Origin of the sequence: Candidatus Cardinium hertigii (genome assembly GCF_003176915.1) — a bacterium.
Lineage (GTDB): Bacteria > Bacteroidota > Bacteroidia > Cytophagales > Amoebophilaceae > Cardinium > Cardinium hertigii_A.
In genome coordinates this window covers 849,549-871,320 of sequence record NZ_CP029619.1, presented here as the reverse complement: position 1 = coordinate 871,320, position 21,772 = coordinate 849,549, and the positions used below count along the sequence as shown (strand labels likewise).

Sequence of the window (21,772 nt, the reverse complement as noted above, 5' to 3'; positions counted from 1 at the left end):
TAAGGATTTTACCTCTCTTTCTGGTGGTTTTAAGGCTTCTTGGCTGTGTGAGTGGATTTGGGTTCACTATGCTTTTCTGTAAATTTGAATGTTGTATACATGTTAATCTAGTAAGGTCATAACGATTTACAAGAGGTCTCCTATAGTTAGGAGATCCTGTAAATAAAGTACAACAAAGTGCATTCCCTAAAATGGAATAATGCACTGAAATTTTCTAAAGCATCAACTGTTTTATGGGTTAGCCCTTGTTTGGATACAAAATAAATAATACATAGCTTGTGTAGCCTTTTTATTATAAATTACACAGGCAACTTGAGCTACAAAGCTACCCGTCTCTTCCCTCTCAACCAATTATTCCAGTAAAACCATGGGCTTTATACCTGTAAAGGCATTACCCCTCTAAAGAAGTAAGCACCCCATAAGGAAAACCTTCCCAGGATAAGACATTATCTGCACAAAACAAATAGTATAAAAATCCTACCCTACAAAGGGAAGGGCCATACAGGCTGCCTGCCTTGCTAAAAAGGAAGATCATCTGCTACATCAAACGAGGTAGGGGTAGTAGCCACATCATCTAATCTACTGCCTTTTTCTAAACGCCATGCCTGTAGTGTATTAAAATATCTTACAATACCCTCTGGATTTGACCATTTCCTACCACGTAAATTAAAATGGACAACCACCTCTTCCCCCTCACTAAATCCATCTAATAGCTCGCATCTGTCCTGAACCAACTCAAAAGAAATATACTCCGGATATTGAGGATTCTCCGTATACTCTATGACAAATGTACGCTTTTTAAAGGTATCAGACAGCTGCTGTACAGCATTTATTTCAACTAATCTCCCAGTAATATTCATTGTGAAACAGCATTATATAAAAAATTCAAACAAAAATAACCACGCTCTATTATACAAAAGTCCCCCTCTATTTATTCTACTTTACCATCATCCTACCTATTTTTAAATCTAACAAATAGATAAACAACTAAAAACAAGCATCCCCCTACAGTGACCATCGCGGCTGCCATAGAACTGTTAAAAAGACAACTAAGATAATAGCCACCAATAGACATGAGCATAGCAAAAAGTATGGAACAGACTAACAAATGCTTGAAGCATTTGGTAACCAAATAAATAGTGGTAGGTGGAACAATTAACAGCGCTACTACTAAAATAGCCCCTGCTATTTCAAATGTCGCAACAGTAGTTAATGCAGTAATAGCCATAAGCAAGTAATGCCAACTAGTCGTACGTATTCCAATACTTTGGGCAAATTGTGGATCGAAAGTACTCACAAAGAGTTGCTTATAACCAATTAGTAAAAAAAACAAATTAATCAATAAGGCTATGCATACAGTGTAAAATGCCTTAGGACCTAAACTAATACCAGTAGCCGTACGATAGACATCTAATGGAACCGTAGCCAATTCTCCATAAAGGCTACATTCTGGATCTAAATCTATTTTTCTACTAAAAAAGGAAAACAAAATAACACCCAACGCAAAAAGAAAAGTAAAATTGATACCTATCGCTGCATCTGCTTGTACCTTTACTTTTTTTTCTAAAAAAGCTATAAGAAAAGTAACCAGTAATCCTGTCATACCAGCCCCTACAACCAATATAGAGGAATGCTTAGATCCTGTTACAAGCAACGCGATTACGATGCCGGGAAGGGTTGCGTGGGCAATGGCATCCCCAACCATAGCTACTTTCCTCAATATCAAATAAGTTCCAACCAAAGAACAATTGATACTAGCCAGCGTAGCAACTAAAATAGTCCAAAATGCATCTGCCGTTATCATAGACTATGCTCGTAATGTTTTTTGTAAGACCTGCATAAGATCAGGCCAGTTATAATTCATTTGCAGACCTGTTTGCATATTTTTAAGCGTATAGCTATCCGTAGCAAGCTCTTGCTCCCCTAACAGGATTACAAAGGGAATCTTTTTTTTATGGGCATATGCTAATTGCTTTTGGAGTTTAATACATTGCGGATATAACTCTGTGCTCAACCCATGTATACGCAGCTGATTGGCCATTTGCAGCAGCCGTTTGGTGGCAGTTGTTTCCATATTAACCAATAAAATCTCTGTTGTATAGCCAGCTGTCGATTGAAAAAGCTGCTGCTCCTCCATAATAGCATACAATCTATTGATCCCAAAAGAAAAACCTACACCAGACAAGGCATCTAAGCCAAAACAAGCCCCCAGCTGATCATACCGCCCTCCTCCCCCCAAGCTACCCAAGCTACTGTCCGCTACCATTACTTCCATAACCATTCCTGTATAGTAGGCCAATCCTCTTGCTAAAGTAGGATCTATATGGCAGATCTCAGCTGGAAGTCCTAAATGATGGGCTTGGGTTAGCGTTTGGGTCAATAGGTTCAATGCCATTGCCCCCTTATCTATTGAACCAACAGCTGTTTGCAGCTGTTCTAAAAGCTGTTCATCGCTTCCCTTAAAATGGACCAATCCATCAAGTAAGGAAATGATCTCAGCAGCAAATCCTTCCTGCTTTAAAGCTAGCACTACTTGCTCCCATCCAATTTTTGCGAGCTTATCTATAATAGTACAGAATTGAATTTCTTTTGTAGACTGCGCTGCTTTGGATACTATAGCTGAAAGGATCCCTCTATGGTTAATTTTAATATGGAAATTGCGCAGCTGCAATTTTGTCAAAACATCATAAATGATTTTTAAAATTTCTGCCTCACACAAGCAAGCTTCACTGCCTACAATATCTATATCACATTGTAGAAACTCTCTATAACGTCCTCTTTGCGGTCTATCTGCACGCCATACGGTCTGTATTTGGTAACGCTTAAATGGAAAACAAAGTTGATGCCGATGCATGGCAATATAGCGTACCAAAGGAATGGTTAAATCATAACGCAATCCTTTATCGCTAATAATCGGTTTTATTTTGGCATAATCCTCCCCTTCTAAAGAAATATTTTTTAAAAAATCTCCAGACTTAAGGATATGAAACATTAACTGTTCCCCCTCCTCTCCATATTTTTCTGCAAGCGTAGACCAGCTTTCTATAGCAGGCGTTTCTAATGGCTCAAAGCCATAGAGTGCATATACCGATTGGACGACTGAAAGTATATGATTACGCCGGTATATTTCTTCTGCACTGTAATCACGTGTGCCTTTTACAAGAGTGGATCGTATAGCCATCTATTTTGCGCATGCATGCTAAAATAATAGTGTTCCATGACAGAGGGATATGCCACACTACCCACCGATTATCTCCCTCCTCACTGACCTACTTCATAGATCATTTAAAGTTACATCTTTCTGTAGTTCTTCACAAGAATTCTTTTAGAACGCACCTATAAAAAAATACTACTTGTAAAGTAATTTTCCTTGCTCTAATGTTGCTTTCCTCCCTTTTAAATAAGTGCCCCCCCTCCATAAAGCCCATTAAAAAGGAAACATAACTTCAAATATGTTCCATTTTAACCAGCTGAACAACTTCCCACTACCTACAAAAGTTAGCTTTTTCACTAGCTTAAAGGCAACCCCTTAAGGTATTTGCTAAAAATTTTCCTCGCTTTCTCATAGTCCGCTACATATAAAAATTCCCCCCCTATGCTTATCAGATGCTTAGCTAAGTTTGGCTTTTCATCACAGTATCCTTCAAGGTTCCAATTTCTCATTAAAATAGCTACTCCTTGCTCCTGAAGTTTCTCGATGCGTTTTAATGGTTCATTTTCATATTTTTCCATTATTTCAAGAAATTTACTTTGTGGACTATAGTAATGTTCCGTCCTTACTCCTCGCCGCATATGCTCTTTCACAAAATTCATGGGAAATGACGAATTATTTTTTCTGAATTCCCTCCATACATAAAATAAATACCACTTGGCATCCCTTTCCTCTATTAAGGAGGTAGCAGGATGTAGGCGCCTTCTATTAGCTACATATTTGTTATTCTTAACTCTTTCAGGGAACCCATAATAATTCCTTACGGGCTCAAAATGCAACGGCCATAGGTTCTTACTTGAGGTAATACTATTTATTGTTTTAGAGAAAAAATCATGTACATCTGTGAAATAGCAATCACATGACTTAGTATTATGAGCAGAAGAAGTTATGTTTACGTTTTGATTCGCAAATAAGTGACATGCTTGTTTGCGCACCTCTTCTGGATACGACCAAACAGCAACCTTACCAAGCGTAGTACGGAAATCAGATAAGAGCGACTTAACTCCATTTTCGTTTAAACTACTGCCTGCTGGCAATGTAAAGGGGATAGTAAATGTTCTGTCATCTCTAGATCCTTCATATCCAGACGTAACATGCCAAGGCTTAAATAGCTTACAAGACGTAGCATGATACGCGCCTGCTGCTTTTCCTTGTAACAAGGATTCAAGGAGAAGTATAGGAAAAAGAAACCTACAAAATCCAATCCATCTATCCCACCATGTATATTTAGGTTGATTTTTCCTTTTTCTCTTCTTTTGCTTCTCTGATCGATTGGATGGTTGCGCTGCTGCATTTTTTTCTGCTGCCGCTATTTGCAACGCTGTTTTTTCCCTAGATTGTATGCCTAATTGGCCACTATGTTTACCACAACTGATAGCTATCGCTACTAAAAAATAAGACAGCACAGATCTCCACATCTTTATCATCTTTTTCATCATTACTATTTATATGCACACACACTCCCTAAAACCTACTAGAAAAGGAAACGCAACTTCAAATACATTCCATTGTACCAGCTACACGCCTTACCACTACCTACAAAAATCCATTTTTTCACTAGCTTAGAATCCGATCATTTTTTTAAGGTAATTACTAACCGGTTGCCTTGATTTGTTATAGTCCGCTACATATAAAAACTCCCCACCTACACTTATCAAATGCTCGGCTAGCTTTACTTTACTAGGATCATCACAGTATGCATCAAGGTTTTCATTACTTAAAATGGCTGCTCCTTGCGCCTGGAGTTTATTAATGCATTTTGATGGTTCCTTTCCATATTTTTTTATTATTTTATGAAACTGACTTTGTGGACTCAAATAATGTACCATCCTTATTCCTTGCCGGGTATTCCCTTTATTGAAATTCCTAAAAACTGGCGGAGCATTTCCCCGGTCTTTGCGCCATATATGGAAATACCACGCGCCATCCACCTTCTCCACTAAGGTAGTACGCGGATAGTGGGGGATCTTTCTTATTGAATTTCTCGATAAAACTACGTATTTATGCTTAGCAACTCTTTGAACAGGATGGTGGGGGAGCCTTCTGTTTGAATTGCTCGAAAAAACTACATATTTATGCTTAGCAACTCTTTGAAAAGGGGATCCATTTACTGGCTTAAAATTTCGTAAATAATCCTTTACGCGCTCAAAATGCAACGACCACAGCCCCTTGCTTGAGGTAATGCTACTCCTTATTGTATTGGAAAAAAAACCACGTACCTTTGTGAGATAGGAACGACATAGTGTAGTATTACTAGCAGAAACGGTTATGTCTACGTCTCGATCCGCAAATAAATGACACGCACCTCTGCGTACCTCCTCTGGATGCAACGAATCCTCAATACTATTAAGGGAATCATACAAGAGCAATCTAGCATTACTTTCATTAAAAGGAAGATTTAATGGAAATGGAATCAATAAGGTAGCTGTTTCAGGCACAACAGATACAGGCTGAAATAAAGCACAAGACATAGGATTATATGCAGATGCTGCTTGCCCTACTTGTAATAAAGATAAAAAGAAATATATAGGCATAAAAGACCGATAAAATTTAGCCCACATAGTCCAAGCCCACTTAGTCCACGACGGACTTCTCGATTGTTTTTTTCGCTTTGATCGCTTGGATGGTTGCGCTGCTGCATTTTTTTCTGCTGCCGCTATTTGCAACGCTGTTTTTTCCCTAGATTGTATGCCTAATTGGCCACTATGTTTACCACAGCTGATAGCTATCGCTACTAAAAAACAAGATAGCACAGATCTCCACATCTTTATCATCTTTTTCATCATTACTATTTATATGCACACACACTCCCTAAAGCCCATTAAAAAGGAAACACAACTTCAAATACATTCCATTGTACCAACTACACGCCTGACCAATACCTACAAAAATCCATTTTTCCACTAGCTTAAAGCAACCTATCAAGGTAATCGCGAAACCTTTGCCTCGCTTTCTCATAGTCCGCTACATATAAAAACTCCCCACCTACGCTTACCAGATGCGCGCCGAAGTGTGGATTTTCCTCACAGAATCCTTCAAGGTTCGGATTCTTTAAGAAGACTCCTCCTTGTTTTTGGCATTCCTTGATGAACCTTAATGGATTATTTTCATGTTTTTTTATTATTTCACGAAATTTACTTTGTGGACTATAATAATGCATACTATCCTCTATTCGAATAGCACGATTTTCACCGGAAATATCAGCCGATTTATATTGTTTTTCGCCCCATGTATGGAAATTCCACACACCATTATCACCAGACTTTTCCACCAAGGTAGCATCCGCATGGAAGTAATATACAGTCCCATTTGCACCCCTCCTCGAAAATTTTGTTCTACAACCTTTTGTTTTTCGGCGATAGTTCTCTAATCGCTCCCAATGAATGTCCCACGGCTTCTCGCTTGAGAGAATGTCATCTATCAGGCTGGAAAGCCCATTTACCCGATCTAAATATTCAACACATTTTATACTATTATCTGTACTATTAAGAGTAGAAGACGTTATATCTACGTCTAGATCCGCAAATATGTGACACGCTTCTTTGCGCACCTCTTCTGGATACGACCAAACATCAACCTTACTAAGCGTAGTACGGAAATCAGATAAGAGCGACTTAACGTAACTTTCGTTTAAATTACCACCTGCTGGCAATGTAAAGGGGATCGTAACTGTTCTTTCATTTCCAGGTTCTCCATATCCAGACGTAACAGCTGGCTCAAATAGACCACAAGTTATAGGACAACATCGCTCTCCCACTTGTGCTCCCGCTGAAGCTGCAGATTGAAGGAGAAGTATAGGGAAAAAAAACCTGCAAAATCTAATCCACCTATCCCACAATACATCGCTCAATTGAATTTCCTTCTTTTTCCTCTTTTTCTTATTTAATCGATTGGATGATTCCTCTGCTGTATTTTTTGCTGTTACCGTCACTTTTAACGCTGCTTTTTCCCTAGATTGTATGCCTAATTGGCCATCATGTTTGCCACAGCTGATAGCTACCGCTACCAAAAAATAAGATAGCACACACCTCCACATTTTTATAATCTTTTTTACCATCACTATTTACATTTAAGAATAATATAAAAATAGCCTATACAACTGATTGTATAAACACATTAGGGTACATAGCTTCCCTTTGCTTGTACACAACTTCCCCATAGATATTTCTTATCTTAAAAGGATAAGCACTTTTGGTGTATGCTAAACATTAGCACTATCAACTACGGCATCATTGCAATCAGACTCCATACGAGAAGTGGAAGCCAAGCTTGCATTGTCACCAGTCTCTCTATGAAAACGCAGATCATTCATGCCTATATCTGTATTAGATTTTTCAGGGGTTATCCTATTCCATACTTTATTCATATGGGAACTACATACCTTTAAAACTTCATAATAGGATTGATTTTCTGGCATGGATGCTGCGTGTTCTTGACAGTATTTTGCTAAATGACGTATTGGGTTTTCTAATTTGGCAAATAGCAAATCTTGTTTACGCTCTACCAAATAGCATAAGACTTCCGATGCCTTAGCAAAGAACTTTTTTAGGTCCGCCCTCGCTTTAGCATGCAATAGATCTGTAGCTCTAGCACGTGCACGTTCCCCTAATGCCTTCTCTATCTGCCCATATGCTTCTAACGTACGCTTTTTCAACGCCATTAGTTCACGATTCTGCTGATTCTCCACGCTAGACCTGCCAAAAAATTCTTTTCCTGCAAAACAACCTAGCGCTGCTGCACCAAATGCAGCAGAGAAACCATATAGCCCTGTAATCCAGCTTGCGTCATGCACATAGGACGTACCAGGAACAGCAGTAGAGAGGCATCTTGATAATTCCACTTCATGGCGCGAACATTCTGTAAAAGAACGTTCCACCATTCCTAACATAGCTGTTCGTGTATCGGCATCGCTTGTGGCATAATATAGAAGCCCTCTTTGTTTTTTAACATAAGACCCATACAAATCTTTATACGCCTCTATAGCATGGTGAACCCGATCAAAGCATGCTTGTGGGTTATCAGTTTGTTTATCCGTTTGGCTTTCCTGTACATACCATGAATAGATATAATAAGCCATAGCTGCTGTTGTACCTATTGCGGCTAATCCTGTACCAACTGCTGCACCAATTCTAAGCCTGTTTTCCCATGGTGTTCTTGCTTCTGGAAGCAATGCCATTAAATCTACTATGCCTCCTAAATCTTTTGCTAACTTATATTCTATATTTACTTCCTCCACTATTGGCTGATTGCCTATTGTGGAATTTAACTTTCCCACTTCCTTTCTGTTTGAATCCATTTGCAATAGAGGAATAGCTGCCCCCATGCTTGCATTATGCCGATGACAGCTCCATAAAGCAAGCAAAACAACACTTATTGCTGTGGTTTGAAAAGATCGCATGGCATACCTTCTCAGTATAGACAAATGGATACTGACTCGCCTCATTTTCATTTTAGTAATTATATTAAATGAATAAAAAAATTATTATAGCGGACCTACCAAGGCCCAAATCCTAGGCTAAAATAGCTTATGAAATAGCAAATGCTAAAAACATAGCCAGGTATAACATACAAACAGTATGAAACTATATGATTAGTATATTTAATTCTATTACCAAATGCAAATTATTTATTTGCATTTTAACATGTAAAACAGAAGTATTTAAAATATATAACTTAAAAGGCCAAAATAAATTAAAATTAAGCTTATACTAAATAGGCGTTCCCAACGCCTACTAGCGCAGGAGACGTACGTTTGCTTGTACTCAAATAGTTATATGTTTTTATACTAGCATATATGGACTTGCTTTTTTTCTTTACAATTCTATTTATTAAAGTCGTTTGCGTATATTTCCATGTTATGTCCTATATCCCCTATACCCTATGAAAATCCATACTATTCAATTTGTCTCTAGTAGTATCCATTACCAGCAATGCCCCCAAGACCATAAGCCAGAGATAGCCTTTATGGGTCGATCTAATGTGGGAAAATCTTCCCTGATTAATGCACTTTTAAACCGAAAACAGTTAGCTAAAGTATCCAAAACAGCTGGGAAAACAGGTTGTATCAACCATTATCTGGTAAATAACCAATTTCACCTTGTAGATTTACCTGGCTATGGATGGGCAGCGGTAAGCCATACTACCCAAACAAAATGGAAAAAAATGATAGCTGCCTATCTTTTGCATAGAACCCAACTGCTATCTACTTTTCTACTAATAGATGCTAAGCTTACACCGCAACCTATTGATCTTACTTGTATGCGCTGGTTAGGCCTAAATCATATTCCATTTTCTATTATACTCACAAAATCAGATAAAAAAAACAAATCTATTGTGCACAAAAACCATCAAATTTTCCTACATACCTTGGCACAAGAATGGGCAACCCTTCCGCCTATTTTTTTTGTTTCTGCACATGATCAGTTGGGATTAGATAATGTACGTACCTACATGCAAGCAATTACCAGCTAACACATCCCATTGCATGGCAAACCATCCAAACAGTGCAAGCAAGAGGCTCTATCGGTTTACAATTGGGATTGTTATTTATAAAGTACTATACATGCGATACACTTTATGTAAGCTTACAGAGAGATAACGCTTACAGTAAAGAGGTTGTACAGGTAATATATGATGTAAAAATATATAATAGGGGTATAAACAGAGAAAAAGATGAGGTAAGGGGAGAGCGGCACTACACACTCTATAAAGGAGGTGTTCCAGCCACACCTTCCGGTACGGCTACCTTGTTACAACTTAGCCCCAGTCGCTGGTCTAACTCTAAACAGCTCCTTTTACGGCCACTGTCTTTAAGTTCTACCAACTCCCATGGCTTGATGGGCGGTGTGTACAAGGTCCGAGAACGTATTCACCGCGCCGTTGCTGATACGCGATTACTAGCGATTCCAACTTCATGAGGTCGAATTGCAGACCCCAATCCGAACTGAGACATGCTTTGGAGATTTGCATCTTGTTGCCAAGTAGCTTCCCTTTGTACATGCCATTGTAGTACGTTTGTAGCCCTGGGCATAAAGGCCATGATGACTTGACCTCGTCCTCTCCTTCCTCCCGCTTGCACGGGCAGTCTACTTAAAGTCCCCACCATTACGTGCTGGCAATTAAGTAAAAGGGTTGCGCTCGTTATAGGACTTAACCCAACACCTCACGGCACGAGCTGACGACAGCCATGCAGCACCTTGTATTCCGTCCTTTCGGAACTCCCTATTTCTAGGGATGGCAAAATACATTCTAGCCCAGGTAAGGTTCCTCGCGGATTAACGAATTAAACAACATACTCCACCGCTTGTGCGGACCCCCGTCAATTCCTTTGAGTTTCACCCTTGCGGGTATACTCCCCAGGTGGATCACTTAACGCTTTCGCTTGGACACACACGATTGTATCGCGTATATCGAGTGATCATCGTTTACGGCGTGGACTACCAGGGTATCTAATCCTGTTTGCTCCCCACGCTTTCGTGCCTCAGCGTCAGTTAAAGACCAGTAAGCTGCCTACGCCATTGGTATTCCTTATGATATCTAAGCATTTCACTACTACACCATAAATTCTACTTACCTCTTCTTAACTCAAGTCTATCAGTATCAATTGCAGTTTTAGCGTTAAGCACTAAGATTTCACAACTGACTTAATAAACCGCCTACGCACCCTTTAAACCCAATAAAACCGGATAACGCTTGCACCTTCCGTCTTACCGCGGCTGCTGGCACGGAATTAGCCGGTGCTTATTCTTACAGTACCCTCAAGAACCTCCGCAGAGGCTTTTTTGTTCCTGTACAAAAGCAGTTTACAACTCAGAAAGCCTTCGTCCTGCACGCGGCATGGCTGGTTCAGGCTTGCGCCCATTGACCAATATTCCCTACTGCTGCCTCCCGTAGGAGTCTGGCCCGTATCTCAGTGCCAGTGTGGGGGACCTTCCACTAAGAACCCCTACCCATCTTTGCCTTGGTAGGCCGTTACCCTACCAACTAGCTAATAGGACGCATGCTCATCTTACACCGCCGGAGCTTTCATCTTACCAGCATGCGCTGAGAAGATAATATGGGGGATTAATTCCCGTTTCCGGAAGCTATACCCCAGTGTAAGGTAGATTGCATACGCATTACGCACCCGTCCGCCGGTCGCCGGCAGCACCGAAGTGCCCCGCTGCCCCTCGACTTGCATGTATGAGGCCTGCCGCTAGCGTTCATCCTGAGCCAGGATCAAACTCTTCTTTCTATAGTTATTAACGTTATCCCTACTGTATATCCAGCAGGAATGATTTTTCGAGTCGCACAACTCCCCTCTGCCTACTAATACGTAACTAGTACATAATTAATAAGCTTCCTTACCTACATCTATTTCACTATTTCAAAGAACTGTATGATCTATTTTCCACAACTAACCTGTTTGCCAACAACTAGCTGTTTCTTTCATCGACCACTAAAACAAATATAGCTAATTTTTTTAAAACTACAACAAGCGTTTGCTATTTTTTTAGGATGCCCCTCCCAGACCATCGTAAGTTAGGGAAGCGCGGCCTATACACTCGGCGCCACTCCTGCACCTACACCACTGTTTCACAGGGCATGCGTACGCTCTGTATGCTATACCGTAAGGTCATTCCAAGCTTTACGCACAAATTGTGCTAGGGAATGAATATGCTCCCTACTAAAATCAAAACGGGTAGCTGCTGTTTGGTATACCTTGGCTATGGAACGCGTATATCCTAATTTTAAAGCATTTAAGTAATCTGCCAACGCTTGCTTAGGATTAGCTTGTGCGTTTTTCCATACACCAATAGCGCCAAGCTGTGCGATAGCATACTCAATATAATAAAAAGGAACTTCAAAGAGATGGAGCTGCTTTTGCCACAGATGGGCTTTTGCTTCTTCATAACCTGTCCAATCCGTAATAGTATCCGAAAAGCTAGAAAAGATGCGATCCCAATTCTGGGCTCTTTCCTCTACGGTATGATAAGGATGCGTATATACCCAATGCTGAAAAGCATCAATGGCAGCTATCCAGGGCAAACAACTCATAACATGCATCAAATGTTCCTTTTGTGCCCGATGCAAATCTTCCTGATTAGGGAAAAAAACGGACCAGTAGGGCATGGTAAGTAGCTCCATAGACATGGAAGCCAGCTCTGCAATTTCAGAGGGGCAATGTTTAAAAGCATTTAAAGGCAATATATGTGTTTCAAACGAATGCACCGCATGACCTACTTCATGGAATAGGGTCAGCATGTCCTGCAATGTAGCAGTGGCATTCATGAAAATAAATGGGACAGCGGTTTCATCTAAGGGATAATTGTAACCACCAGGCGCTTTTCCTTTGCGTGAATCTAGATCGAGATGCCCCATCTGCTGCATGGTACGCAAACAGCTGGCTACACAAGGATCTAATGATTCAAATACCTTAATAGCTTTAGCAATCAATTCAGCTGCATCAGCAAAAGGACGTAAGGGTGCCCTCCCTGCTCTATCCACTGCATGATCAAAGGGCTGTAGCTGTGCCAACCCTAACGTTTTTTTCCGATCTGCCGCTAGCTCGTTCAATAATGGAACGATGGCTTCCCGAACGGCTTCGTGAAAAGTAAAGCAATCTTGTGGGGTATAATCAAAACGATGCATAGCAACAAAAGCATACTCCCTAAAATTTTCAAAACCTGCATTTAACGCTAGCTGATGCCGCTGTCGAATTAAAGTTGAATAGAGCTCATTTAACTTATCTTTATCTTGCATTCTACGCTGCTGTATTTTATCATATACTTCCTTCCGAAAGGATCGATCCAAATCCTCTAAATGCGTAGCGGCCTGCTGTAAAGTAGTCTCTTTACCTGCTATCTCTACTGTCATGGCGGATGAAATAATTGCAAATTTTTGCTTATTTAATTGAATATCAGTTTGTATAGTTATGTTTTCTTCTCTATAGCAACGTATATTATTTTCAATTTTCTTTACAAGAATATCAAACGCACTTTCTTGACGTAAAGAGGAGAGATCCTTTGCAGCTAGCACTTTTTTCTGTAGCTCATTAGTAACAGGTTCTAAGTGAGGAAGTATAGCTGTAACATAATATTCATAATTTTCTTTTGCCTTTGGATCAGTTGTATCTCGGGAAGCATGAATATAGCGCCATCCAGCATCTTCTTCCAACATACCTTCTAGTTCACTCCAATCGGTTAACAATGCCTTTAGCTGCTCCACTGAATGAATATCTCTGGCTAATAGCTGATCATAAAAGGGCTGAACAGAAGACCAATCTGTTAACTTAAAATCAGATGGCAAAAAAGTACGCTTGTATTTTTGTATAATCATGGTAGTTGTAATTAGTGCTATTTTTATGGTTACATATAACAAATTAAGTAACATTACTTATTCACCCAATACGCTTCCTTCTATTGCCCTAAAATGGCCCATAACGGGAGCACAATAAACGGATGAGGCTATCCTTTTACCTTCCGCCCTTTTATACAACTTTTTTACTATTGCTTAATGGGATCACTACTAGCTAGCACTATACCTTCACCCAAAAACGTTTACAAAAGCTGTTGGGTATGTATTGTGCAGGCTTCCTATGCTGTTGCTTAGGAACTGGCTTTTTAGTTGATTTTGTATGCTCTGTAAAACTTCTCTTATATTTATCTGGGTTATCTATAATATCTCTGGCTTGCTTTAACCTATCAGAGAAGTAGCCTTCCGATTCTAAGATATCTATGGCAATGGCTTGTGTAGACGCTCCCGGAACAACTTTATAGCTATAGTTAATGTGCTCTCCTGCATCTTTCGTAATAAAGACCTTGTAGTTCTTAAAGCCTTTGGTTGGCTCTTTTGTCTCTAAAAGCATGACACCAATGGTAATGTAGCTATGATATGATATGTAACGTATTCTGATAGCTCGCAATGGCATGCAATACGGAACACTCTGCTGCAGCAGCTTCGGTTGGGTTCGTTCCACTAAAGGGCTCATTAAAAATACTAAAGCTATACGCATCCTGCTTCAATTGCTTTAATCTATTTAAATGATCCTGAAAGCGGGCAACCTCTGCCATAAACAACGACTTCCCTGCGGCAATATCATCAGGTAATGTCAATAGGTATTGATGCTGCTAAAGGGGGTTAGGGATCTGTTAAAACAATCGTTTTCACGCCGTCCACATCCATGGTAATGTCATTGCCCACTGCTACAGTAGATTCCATAGGATTCCACATGGCTGTAAGTGCTAAATCTGGCTTTGTACCCTGCTTAGGCGCTAGCAACTTAGTAAAAGCATAGGCATGCGCAGCTCCCTTGGCAGCTGTTTCTTCCACTAAAATGGCAATAGAAAAGAAAACATCTCATTGACCCAACTCCATACAAGGCATCGTGAAAAGCAGCCTTATGTTCTACAAAAAGCCTATAGCTGGCTAAGCGCTTCCCCGCATGGTTTCCTAAATAAGACCAGGAGCGAACATTGAGAGGCCAAGATTCTGTATAAGCTTTTTTTCGCGTCTTTCCATTAATTAAAATACTAAGCTCAGTGAAAATAATGCCCGCTAACTTCCCTGGAGGGAAGAGCGTATTTATGCAATGTACCTAAAACACCACTTGAGGCTAAAGCTTTACAGCCTAAGTCAAACTAGCTTCCTATCTTGATCTTTTAATGCAAGTATGACTAAGTCTATGCTATAAATAACAAAAACGAAACCCAATTACCTGTACAGTTTTATCAAATTATTTTCATTTCACCTAATTAATACTAAGAATGAATAAAGACAATCCTCAAGTATAGAATATATGCTTAATTTTTATTAAACTTGTTGGGAAAGTATACCAATAAAAGATCACATATGACTAAAGGCATAGTTTCACCAAGAGCTATAAGATGGTTACAGCTTGTTTTTCCCATAAAAAAAAGAGAAAGAAAAAAAGTCTCCCTACTGATTCTCTTAAAATTTCTTATCTCTCTCGTTTACTCCTTACTAGCCACACTCAAAGATACCAAGCTAGTTACCGCTCATCATTCTGCTGCTGAAATTATTCCAATTATAAAAGGAGCTATTGTTTTCCCACTTTCCATCGCCGTTTTGGTATTGTATGCGGCTCTATTCAATCGCCTGAAACCGTCCACACTCTTTTATGGAACGGTATCCTTTTTTCTACTATTGATCCTTCTGTATGGCTTTGTCTTATACCCTAACGCGGACAGGCTAACACCAGATGCTGCGGCAGATTGGCTACAGCACTATACCGGCGGAAAACAGCTACATTGGGTTGCTGTATTTCGCTATTGGATACATGTAGTTTTTTTTGTTATAGCAGAATTATGGGGGCAAATAGTGCTGATGCTGCTTTATTGGAGTTTTGTAAACAGCGTATGTACGCTGCAAGAAGCAAAGCGTTTGTATGCACTCTTAATTACAGCAGGAGATGTGGCATTGCTTGTATCAGCACCCCTGATCAATACCTACACCAACAAGTACAGCAACCATGATTTTTTACTTACCATACAAGCATTAATAGGCTATGTTGCTGTTTTTTGTCTGGCTATCCTTTTAATTTACGGGTTGGCTAATCACACATTAGGCCATACGCTATCCACAGACAGCATACAGCTTCCTAGGAAAAAGTTGCAACTAACGCTCTGGCAAAGTCTTAAGCATGTAGCTACTTCTAAATACTTAGCAAGCATAGCGCTTGCCACAGTGGCTTGTGGGCTCTCTATGAATATAGTAGAGGGAACCTGTAAAGCTTATCTCAAAGAAGCATTCCCAAAAGAATCAGATTATCAAAACTTTTATGCTTCTATAAGCTTCTGGACAGGAGTTACAGCATGCTGCTTTTCGTTTTTCTTAAGTGGTGGTATTCTACGCAAATTTGGATGGAAGATAACGGCACGAATCGCTCCCTTACTGATCGGCGCAATAGGCTGCTTCTTTTTTTTAATGAGCTACGGGCGGTATCATTTTCCTTTTTTAAGCGATTGGTTAACGTCTAAACAACTCATCTTATACATCGCTACTTTAGGCGCCATTCATATGGTAATAGCTAAGGCTACAAAATATGCTTTTTTTGATAAAACAACTCAAATGGCTTATATACCACTTGATCCAGAAGCTAAAATTAAAGGGAAAGCAATTGTAGATCTATTAGGTTCTCGCTTGGGGAAAGCAGGATCGGCTTGGATTCAAATTGCTTTATTAGAATTTTTTCATACCAACAGCATTCAACCTCTTTCAGGTATACTATTCATTTTCTTATGCACAACCACTATCTGTTGGTATAAAGCTATTGGCACCATTGATAAACAGATGCCTTCCTCTACAGAAACATAACAAACCGTTGGGGAACCCATATAGAAGCCTGCTATTAGCGCATGATTTTCAATGCATCTAGTGCTTTTCTATATTTATTGGCATTTTTAACATGCGCTGCAAAGGAAGTAGTAAAATAATGCAAACCAGAAAAGTCTTCTCTGGCAGAGAAAAAAAGATAATCATGCTGCACATAATTGAGCACTGCATCAATCATAGCTACGCTAGGTAAAGTAATGGGTCCTGGGGGGAGTCCTATGCTGCGGTAAGAGTTATAAGGAGAATCTATCACAATATCTTTCTCTAATATTCTTTGAACAGTAGGTAGCTGTTTTTTTAAAGCATACGCAACTGTAGGGCAGGCCTGTATAGGCATCTTGCGCCTGATCCTATTTAGGTAGACCCCTGTAATGATGCTCGCTTCCTGTAAATCATTTGTTTCCGATTGTACAATGGAAGCTAAAATGGAGACAGCAATGGGTGTTAATGACATGTTGGCTGCTTTATGGAGCCGTTGTTTGTTCCAAAAACAGGTATAGTGCGCATGTATTTTGGATAATAGCTGCTCTTCGGTAATGGTCCAGTATACTTCGTAAGTAGCAGGGATAAACATGGTTAATACATTCTCTGTAGAGAAGCCATAACGTGCTACATACTGCGGATTATGGAGTAGATCCAATAATCTTTTTTGTGATAGACCCGTACGTTTAACCAATTGCTCTACCAAAGAGGGAATGCCATCAGCAGTAGCAAAAGCAACCTTCACGGGATGCTGCATAGATGCCCGCAATTGCTTAATGGCCTCCCAATTGCTCATACAATGGGTCAAACGATAGTGGCCAGCTGATTTTTGAGGATTATAGCGCAATAGATAAGCTGTCCACAAAAAAGTAGTTACCCGCTGAATATACCCCTCTTGTTTTAATTGTAGCGCAAGCTGCTCAAGCGTAACCCCTCGCTTAACAAGAAGCAAACGCTCTGAACGATCTAAACAAACATTGGGCTTATGGCACACGCTATATAAAAACATCCCAACTATACTCCCTCCCCCTACTATCCACTGAAATATGTTTCGCACACTAAAACCTAACATCCCTTACTATTTTTAATTAAATTGAAACGTTTGACACTATCTGTCACTACAGCTATGGTTAATGCCTTCCAAACCCTAAGCCATTTTTCTCCCTGAATGCTTTTCATTCTCTTATAGAATACAGCTGAGCCTATCATTATTAGGCTAACACATCAAAAATTATCCTGAACGTAAACGTGTCCCTTTTTCTAGCTTTATTTTGCCTAAACAAGAGAAAAAACGCCAAGAAATTAAAAATCAAAAACTATATTGTATAAAAGAATAGGAATAGCCCCTTAGTTTGTTTTATGCACAATAAGATACGCCTTTTATCCGATTTATTAGTCAACCAAATAGCAGCAGGAGAGGTGATACAACGGCCTGCCTCTGTTGTCAAAGAATTACTGGATAATGCCATAGATGCAGCTAGTAAAACGATTACAATCGTTATAAAAGAAGCGGGTAAACAGCTTATCCAGGTTATAGATGATGGGGTAGGCATGGGTGCTACAGATGCACAAATGTGCTTTGAGAAACATGCCACCTCTAAAATTAGCACCATAGATGATCTACATCAAATCCAGACCATGGGTTTTAGAGGTGAAGCAATGGCCTCTATGGCAGCTATAGCTCAAGTAGAATTGCAAACACGTTTACATGATGCACCCGTCGGGACACAAATCATTATAGAGGCTTCCCAAATAAAAAAGCAAACCCCTATTGCTACCGCTCCTGGCACAAAAGTAAGCGTTAAAAATTTATTTTATAATGTACCTGCCCGAAGAAAATTCTTAAAATCAAATTTAATAGAGCTTAAACATATCTTAGAGGAGGTGCAGCGCGCTGCGCTGGCTAGATCAGATATCAGCTTTATACTCTACCATAATGAAAAAGAAATCTATAAACTATCCGCAGAAAAGGTAAGCCATAGAATTGTACATTTATTAGGCGAAAACTATAAAAAACAACTCTTACCTTGTAAGGAAGTTACTGATATTGTAACCGTAGAAGGATACATAGGAAAACCAGAAGAAGCAAAAAAAACCAGGGGGGAACAATTTTTATTTATTAATCAAAGATTTATAAAAAGCCCTTCTTTAAATCATGCGATTAGAACGGCCTACGATAGATGGTTACCAGCTGATAGTTTTCCTTTTTATGCCATTTATCTGCGCATAAATCCTCAGCTTATTGACGTAAATGTCCATCCTACCAAAACAGAAATTAAATGCCAAGATGAATCCACTTTTTATGCTATATTACAAGCTGTAGTAAGAAAAAGCTTAGCGAACTATCCCATAGGGGATGCTTTAGATTTTGAGCAAAATGTAAACAACACGTTATTGCCTTTAACACATCCCATAGAAATTAAAACGCCTTTCACGTCTTTAGAAAGGGAAAAACAATATGCACAATTTAAAGTAAATCATGTGGAGAAATCTCCCTTAGCAACAGCAAATTGGCAAACTTTATTTAAAGATCCCGAAGAGGCAACAAACGCTAACCCAACCAGAGACCCGCTTGCTTCTGTAACAGGACAGACCCTACAATTATACGGAAGTTACCTTATTACGCAATTACAGTCTGGTGCACTTTTAATTGATCAGCAAGCTGCACATGAGCGCATTTTATATGACAAGTTTAGCAGCTATTTTCAGCATAAAAATGGGGCGTCTCAACAACTGCTTATACCAGAGCATCTCACTTTTAACCCTGTAGATCATGTTATCCTATTAGAGCATGCTTCCATTATGCGTACATTGGGTTTTGTTATGGAAGCATTCGGAGAGGCTACTATTATTATCTATGGGTTCCCCATTGAATTAAGCCACTATGCCCCTAAACCTTTACTGGAAGGATTAATAGAACAATTTAAGTGGCATAATAGCAAGTTAGTACTTACGCCTTCAGAACGTTTTATAAGGGCATTGGCCAAAAAGGCTAGCATAGTGCATGGCACCACGCTTAACGCAATAGAAATAGAGGCCCTATTAGCGCAGCTATTCGCCTCTAGCAATACAATGTATACACCAGATGGACAAAAAATATGTAGCGTTCTTCCAAAGACTACTTTGGTAGATTTATTAAAATAGTCAGTTCGCTTATCAGCGTAGCATAAGCGCTTAGCTTGCATAAGCTATGCCTATTTAGGCTGGTATGTTGCTTAACAAACAGCCAAATCAGTCAGCTATAATGCTATAGTTATGTGAAAGAGAGATTTATACATAACACTGAACAACAATAATATAGATTTGTTATCTCCATAAACATTACCATAGCCGCCCTACCACCTCTATAGGAGCCTATTCATGCTAGCAGCTATCAGCAAATAGCAAATTGTGCTACAAACAAAAAACAGCTATAGTATGTATGGAGTAAAAAGTATGGTTGCTTAAAATACACAAGGAGAATGAACAGTTAGCCATATCGTTGGATCAACCCAGCTTTCAGGAGAAACAAATGGTTAGCTTATAGCAGCAGGAAAAGGAAATCTGCCATCATGCAGTAGCATTGGAGTAAACATACTGCGCCATCATCCAACAAAAAGAAACCTTTAGGAGACATTCCGATCATATAATGTTACTTCCCCAGAAAACTTAGATAGCAAACCAACGAGAAGCAGCTAATTTTACTACAAAAGAATTTGGTAAATTACTATACTAGAAGCACTATCAGATAATAATTACAATACAACTTAAGTTATGCTTTTTGCTTGTTTATACAAAGCTATAAAATTCCACTTATGCTGTTAATTTAATCACATTATCAGAATATAAGCAACTACTCATTTATCTTTATTATGGCTATGCTATCGATCCTTTTTCATAGCATCAGTGGTTTTTGTACAGCTATATGCTGAAAGTTCCCGTTAACGCTTTGTAAAAAATTTAAAGCAACCTACTGTACATATGTTATGTATAGTAAAAACATTTTTATTTTTGTATATTTAACTTCGCTGTATTGTTGTATATCATAGCAGCTACAAACTAAAATTCCTATTAAATTAAACATTATTATTTTATGTGCTTTAAAAACATTTATTTATTTTTCTGTGTATATAGTTCTTTATATTGTTGTACATCCCAACAGCTACAAACTAAAATTCCTACTAAACATTATGTGCCAGTTAATAATATGACAGCTCAAAATATATCCAATACTTCCACTGACGTAGAAGATTCTGTTAAATCAATTGATACAGCTGATTTACTAGTACGTCTTAAGCAACATATTGCTTATTTATCAGATACGATTGGCATACGTAATATAGAAAATCAAGCTAATTATCAGAAGCTAGACCAAGCAGCTGATTATATATGTAATACATTAAAAGAAATGGGTTTAACACCTTCCGAGCATACATACGAAGCTAACTATAATGGAGAAAATTTCATCATGCGCAATATAGAAGTAGTAATGGAGGGAACCGATCCAACTAAGGAAATTATACTTATTGGAGCACATTATGATACAGTAAAATATTCACCTGGGGCAGATGACAATGGCTCTGGCGTGGCAGCACTCTTAGAAATTGCGCGTCATATGACTAAGTATCAAGGGGAAAACGTTTCAACTTTAAAACTGGTTTTTTTTCCCAATGAAGAATGCGATTACAGTAAAGATCAAGACACGCAAGCAAGTTTTGGTCCTAACATGGGCAGTGTGGATTATGCAACTAAGGCTAAGAAGAAAAATGAAACTATCAAAATGATTGCACTGGAAAGTATAGGCTATTTCTCTGATGAACCGGGTAGTCAACAGTTTCCAATTTTTCCTTTCCTTTTTAAAAGAATATTAGGATTCTCTGATGTTGCAAACAATATACATTTTGTTAGCAACTGGCATTCTAGATCCTTTTTAAAAGACTGTAGCAAAGCTTGCAATCGTCAAGGAGGGCCTTCTTTCCCTATACAAAATCTTTATGTCCCTGAATGGCTGGTACCCGATATAGGAAGATCTGATCATAAATCTTTCTGGTTACAAGGTTATGAAGCCATTATGATTACAGATACCGCAAGCCTTAGAAATCCGAATTACCATAAGGCAACAGATGTCAGTGACACCGTAAATTATGAAACATTCACCAAACTAGTTCAAAATCTGTTCGATATGACTAAAAATTTAGTAGGGATCCTCGATTGATAAAAAATAGCTTATAAGCACCATCCATTATACCAATTATACCATGATAATAA

16 protein-coding genes and 1 rRNA gene are annotated in these 21,772 nt (G+C 39.0%); 4 read left to right on the top strand and 13 right to left on the bottom strand.

From position 1 onward, the window contains the following. Positions 1–518: 518 nt before the first annotated feature. The 7 genes from DK880_RS03570 to DK880_RS03540 form a co-directional block, all read right to left on the bottom strand. Entirely contained in the window at positions 519–860 is a 342-nt protein-coding gene (locus DK880_RS03570; RefSeq protein ID WP_109997437.1) for a DUF3127 domain-containing protein, read from the bottom strand. A 92-nt stretch (positions 861–952) separates the two neighbouring features. Beyond that, positions 953–1,804 (bottom strand): metal ABC transporter permease, encoded by an 852-nt coding sequence (locus tag DK880_RS03565; RefSeq protein ID WP_109997436.1) that lies wholly within the window; start codon positions 1,802–1,804, stop codon positions 953–955. A gap of 3 nt (positions 1,805–1,807) precedes the next feature. Beyond that, entirely contained in the window at positions 1,808–3,181 is a 1,374-nt protein-coding gene (hisS, locus tag DK880_RS03560; RefSeq protein WP_109997435.1) for a histidine--tRNA ligase, read from the bottom strand. A 329-nt stretch (positions 3,182–3,510) separates the two neighbouring features. After that, positions 3,511–4,638 carry a hypothetical protein gene (locus DK880_RS03555; protein ID WP_162534173.1) on the bottom strand — a complete coding sequence of 376 codons (1,128 nt, stop codon included), beginning with the start codon at positions 4,636–4,638 and terminating at the stop codon, positions 3,511–3,513. A gap of 135 nt (positions 4,639–4,773) precedes the next feature. After that, the gene (locus tag DK880_RS03550) at positions 4,774–5,985 is read right to left on the bottom strand and encodes a hypothetical protein (RefSeq protein ID WP_162534172.1); all 1,212 of its coding nucleotides are present in this window, start codon (positions 5,983–5,985) and stop codon (positions 4,774–4,776) included. Between the two features lie 134 nt (positions 5,986–6,119). Then, entirely contained in the window at positions 6,120–7,235 is a 1,116-nt protein-coding gene (locus DK880_RS03545) for a hypothetical protein (RefSeq protein WP_162534171.1), read from the bottom strand. Between the two features lie 177 nt (positions 7,236–7,412). Continuing rightward, positions 7,413–8,660: a hypothetical protein gene (locus DK880_RS03540; RefSeq protein ID WP_109997431.1), complete on the bottom strand. Its 1,248-nt coding sequence runs from the start codon at positions 8,658–8,660 to the stop codon at positions 7,413–7,415. Positions 8,661–9,091: 431 nt separating this feature from the next. On the opposite strand from DK880_RS03540, the gene yihA reads away from it, so the two are divergent. Then, positions 9,092–9,682: a ribosome biogenesis GTP-binding protein YihA/YsxC gene (gene yihA / locus DK880_RS03535; RefSeq protein ID WP_109997430.1), complete on the top strand. Its 591-nt coding sequence runs from the start codon at positions 9,092–9,094 to the stop codon at positions 9,680–9,682. Positions 9,683–9,918: 236 nt separating this feature from the next. On the opposite strand, the gene DK880_RS03530 is transcribed toward yihA, so the two are convergent. The 5 genes from DK880_RS03530 to DK880_RS03510 all read right to left on the bottom strand — a co-directional run bounded on the left by DK880_RS03530 (position 9,919) and on the right by DK880_RS03510 (position 14,521). After that, positions 9,919–11,444: ribosomal RNA gene (locus DK880_RS03530) — 16S ribosomal RNA — on the bottom strand. A 368-nt stretch (positions 11,445–11,812) separates the two neighbouring features. Then, a complete protein-coding gene (locus DK880_RS03525) occupies positions 11,813–13,582 on the bottom strand; it encodes a M3 family oligoendopeptidase (protein ID WP_239302509.1) in 1,770 nt (589 codons plus the stop codon). Positions 13,583–13,727: 145 nt separating this feature from the next. After that, positions 13,728–14,057: a hypothetical protein gene (locus DK880_RS03520; protein ID WP_109997429.1), complete on the bottom strand. Its 330-nt coding sequence runs from the start codon at positions 14,055–14,057 to the stop codon at positions 13,728–13,730. A gap of 19 nt (positions 14,058–14,076) precedes the next feature. After that, positions 14,077–14,304, bottom strand: a complete 228-nt coding sequence (locus DK880_RS03515; protein ID WP_162534169.1) for a P-loop NTPase family protein — start codon at positions 14,302–14,304, stop codon at positions 14,077–14,079. 25 nt (positions 14,305–14,329) lie between these two features. Next, positions 14,330–14,521, bottom strand: coding sequence for a hypothetical protein (locus DK880_RS03510; RefSeq protein ID WP_109997427.1), 192 nt, complete (start codon positions 14,519–14,521; stop codon positions 14,330–14,332). 519 nt (positions 14,522–15,040) lie between these two features. Between DK880_RS03510 and DK880_RS03505 the strand changes: the two genes are divergently transcribed. Further along, on the top strand, positions 15,041–16,525 hold the full coding sequence (locus tag DK880_RS03505; RefSeq protein WP_109997426.1) for an Npt1/Npt2 family nucleotide transporter: 1,485 nt from the start codon (positions 15,041–15,043) through the stop codon (positions 16,523–16,525). Positions 16,526–16,559: 34 nt separating this feature from the next. On the opposite strand, the gene mltG is transcribed toward DK880_RS03505, so the two are convergent. Further along, a complete protein-coding gene (gene mltG, locus DK880_RS03500; protein WP_162534168.1) occupies positions 16,560–17,582 on the bottom strand; it encodes an endolytic transglycosylase MltG in 1,023 nt (340 codons plus the stop codon). A gap of 302 nt (positions 17,583–17,884) precedes the next feature. Here mltG and mutL point away from each other — a divergent pair, with 302 nt between their 5' ends. Together mutL and DK880_RS03490 are read left to right on the top strand one after the other, a co-directional pair. After that, complete coding sequence (gene mutL / locus DK880_RS03495; protein WP_109997424.1) at positions 17,885–19,669, top strand: DNA mismatch repair endonuclease MutL; 1,785 nt, start codon at positions 17,885–17,887, stop codon at positions 19,667–19,669. Between the two features lie 1,042 nt (positions 19,670–20,711). Then, entirely contained in the window at positions 20,712–21,719 is a 1,008-nt protein-coding gene (locus tag DK880_RS03490; RefSeq protein ID WP_162534167.1) for a M28 family peptidase, read from the top strand. Positions 21,720–21,772 lie beyond the last annotated feature (53 nt).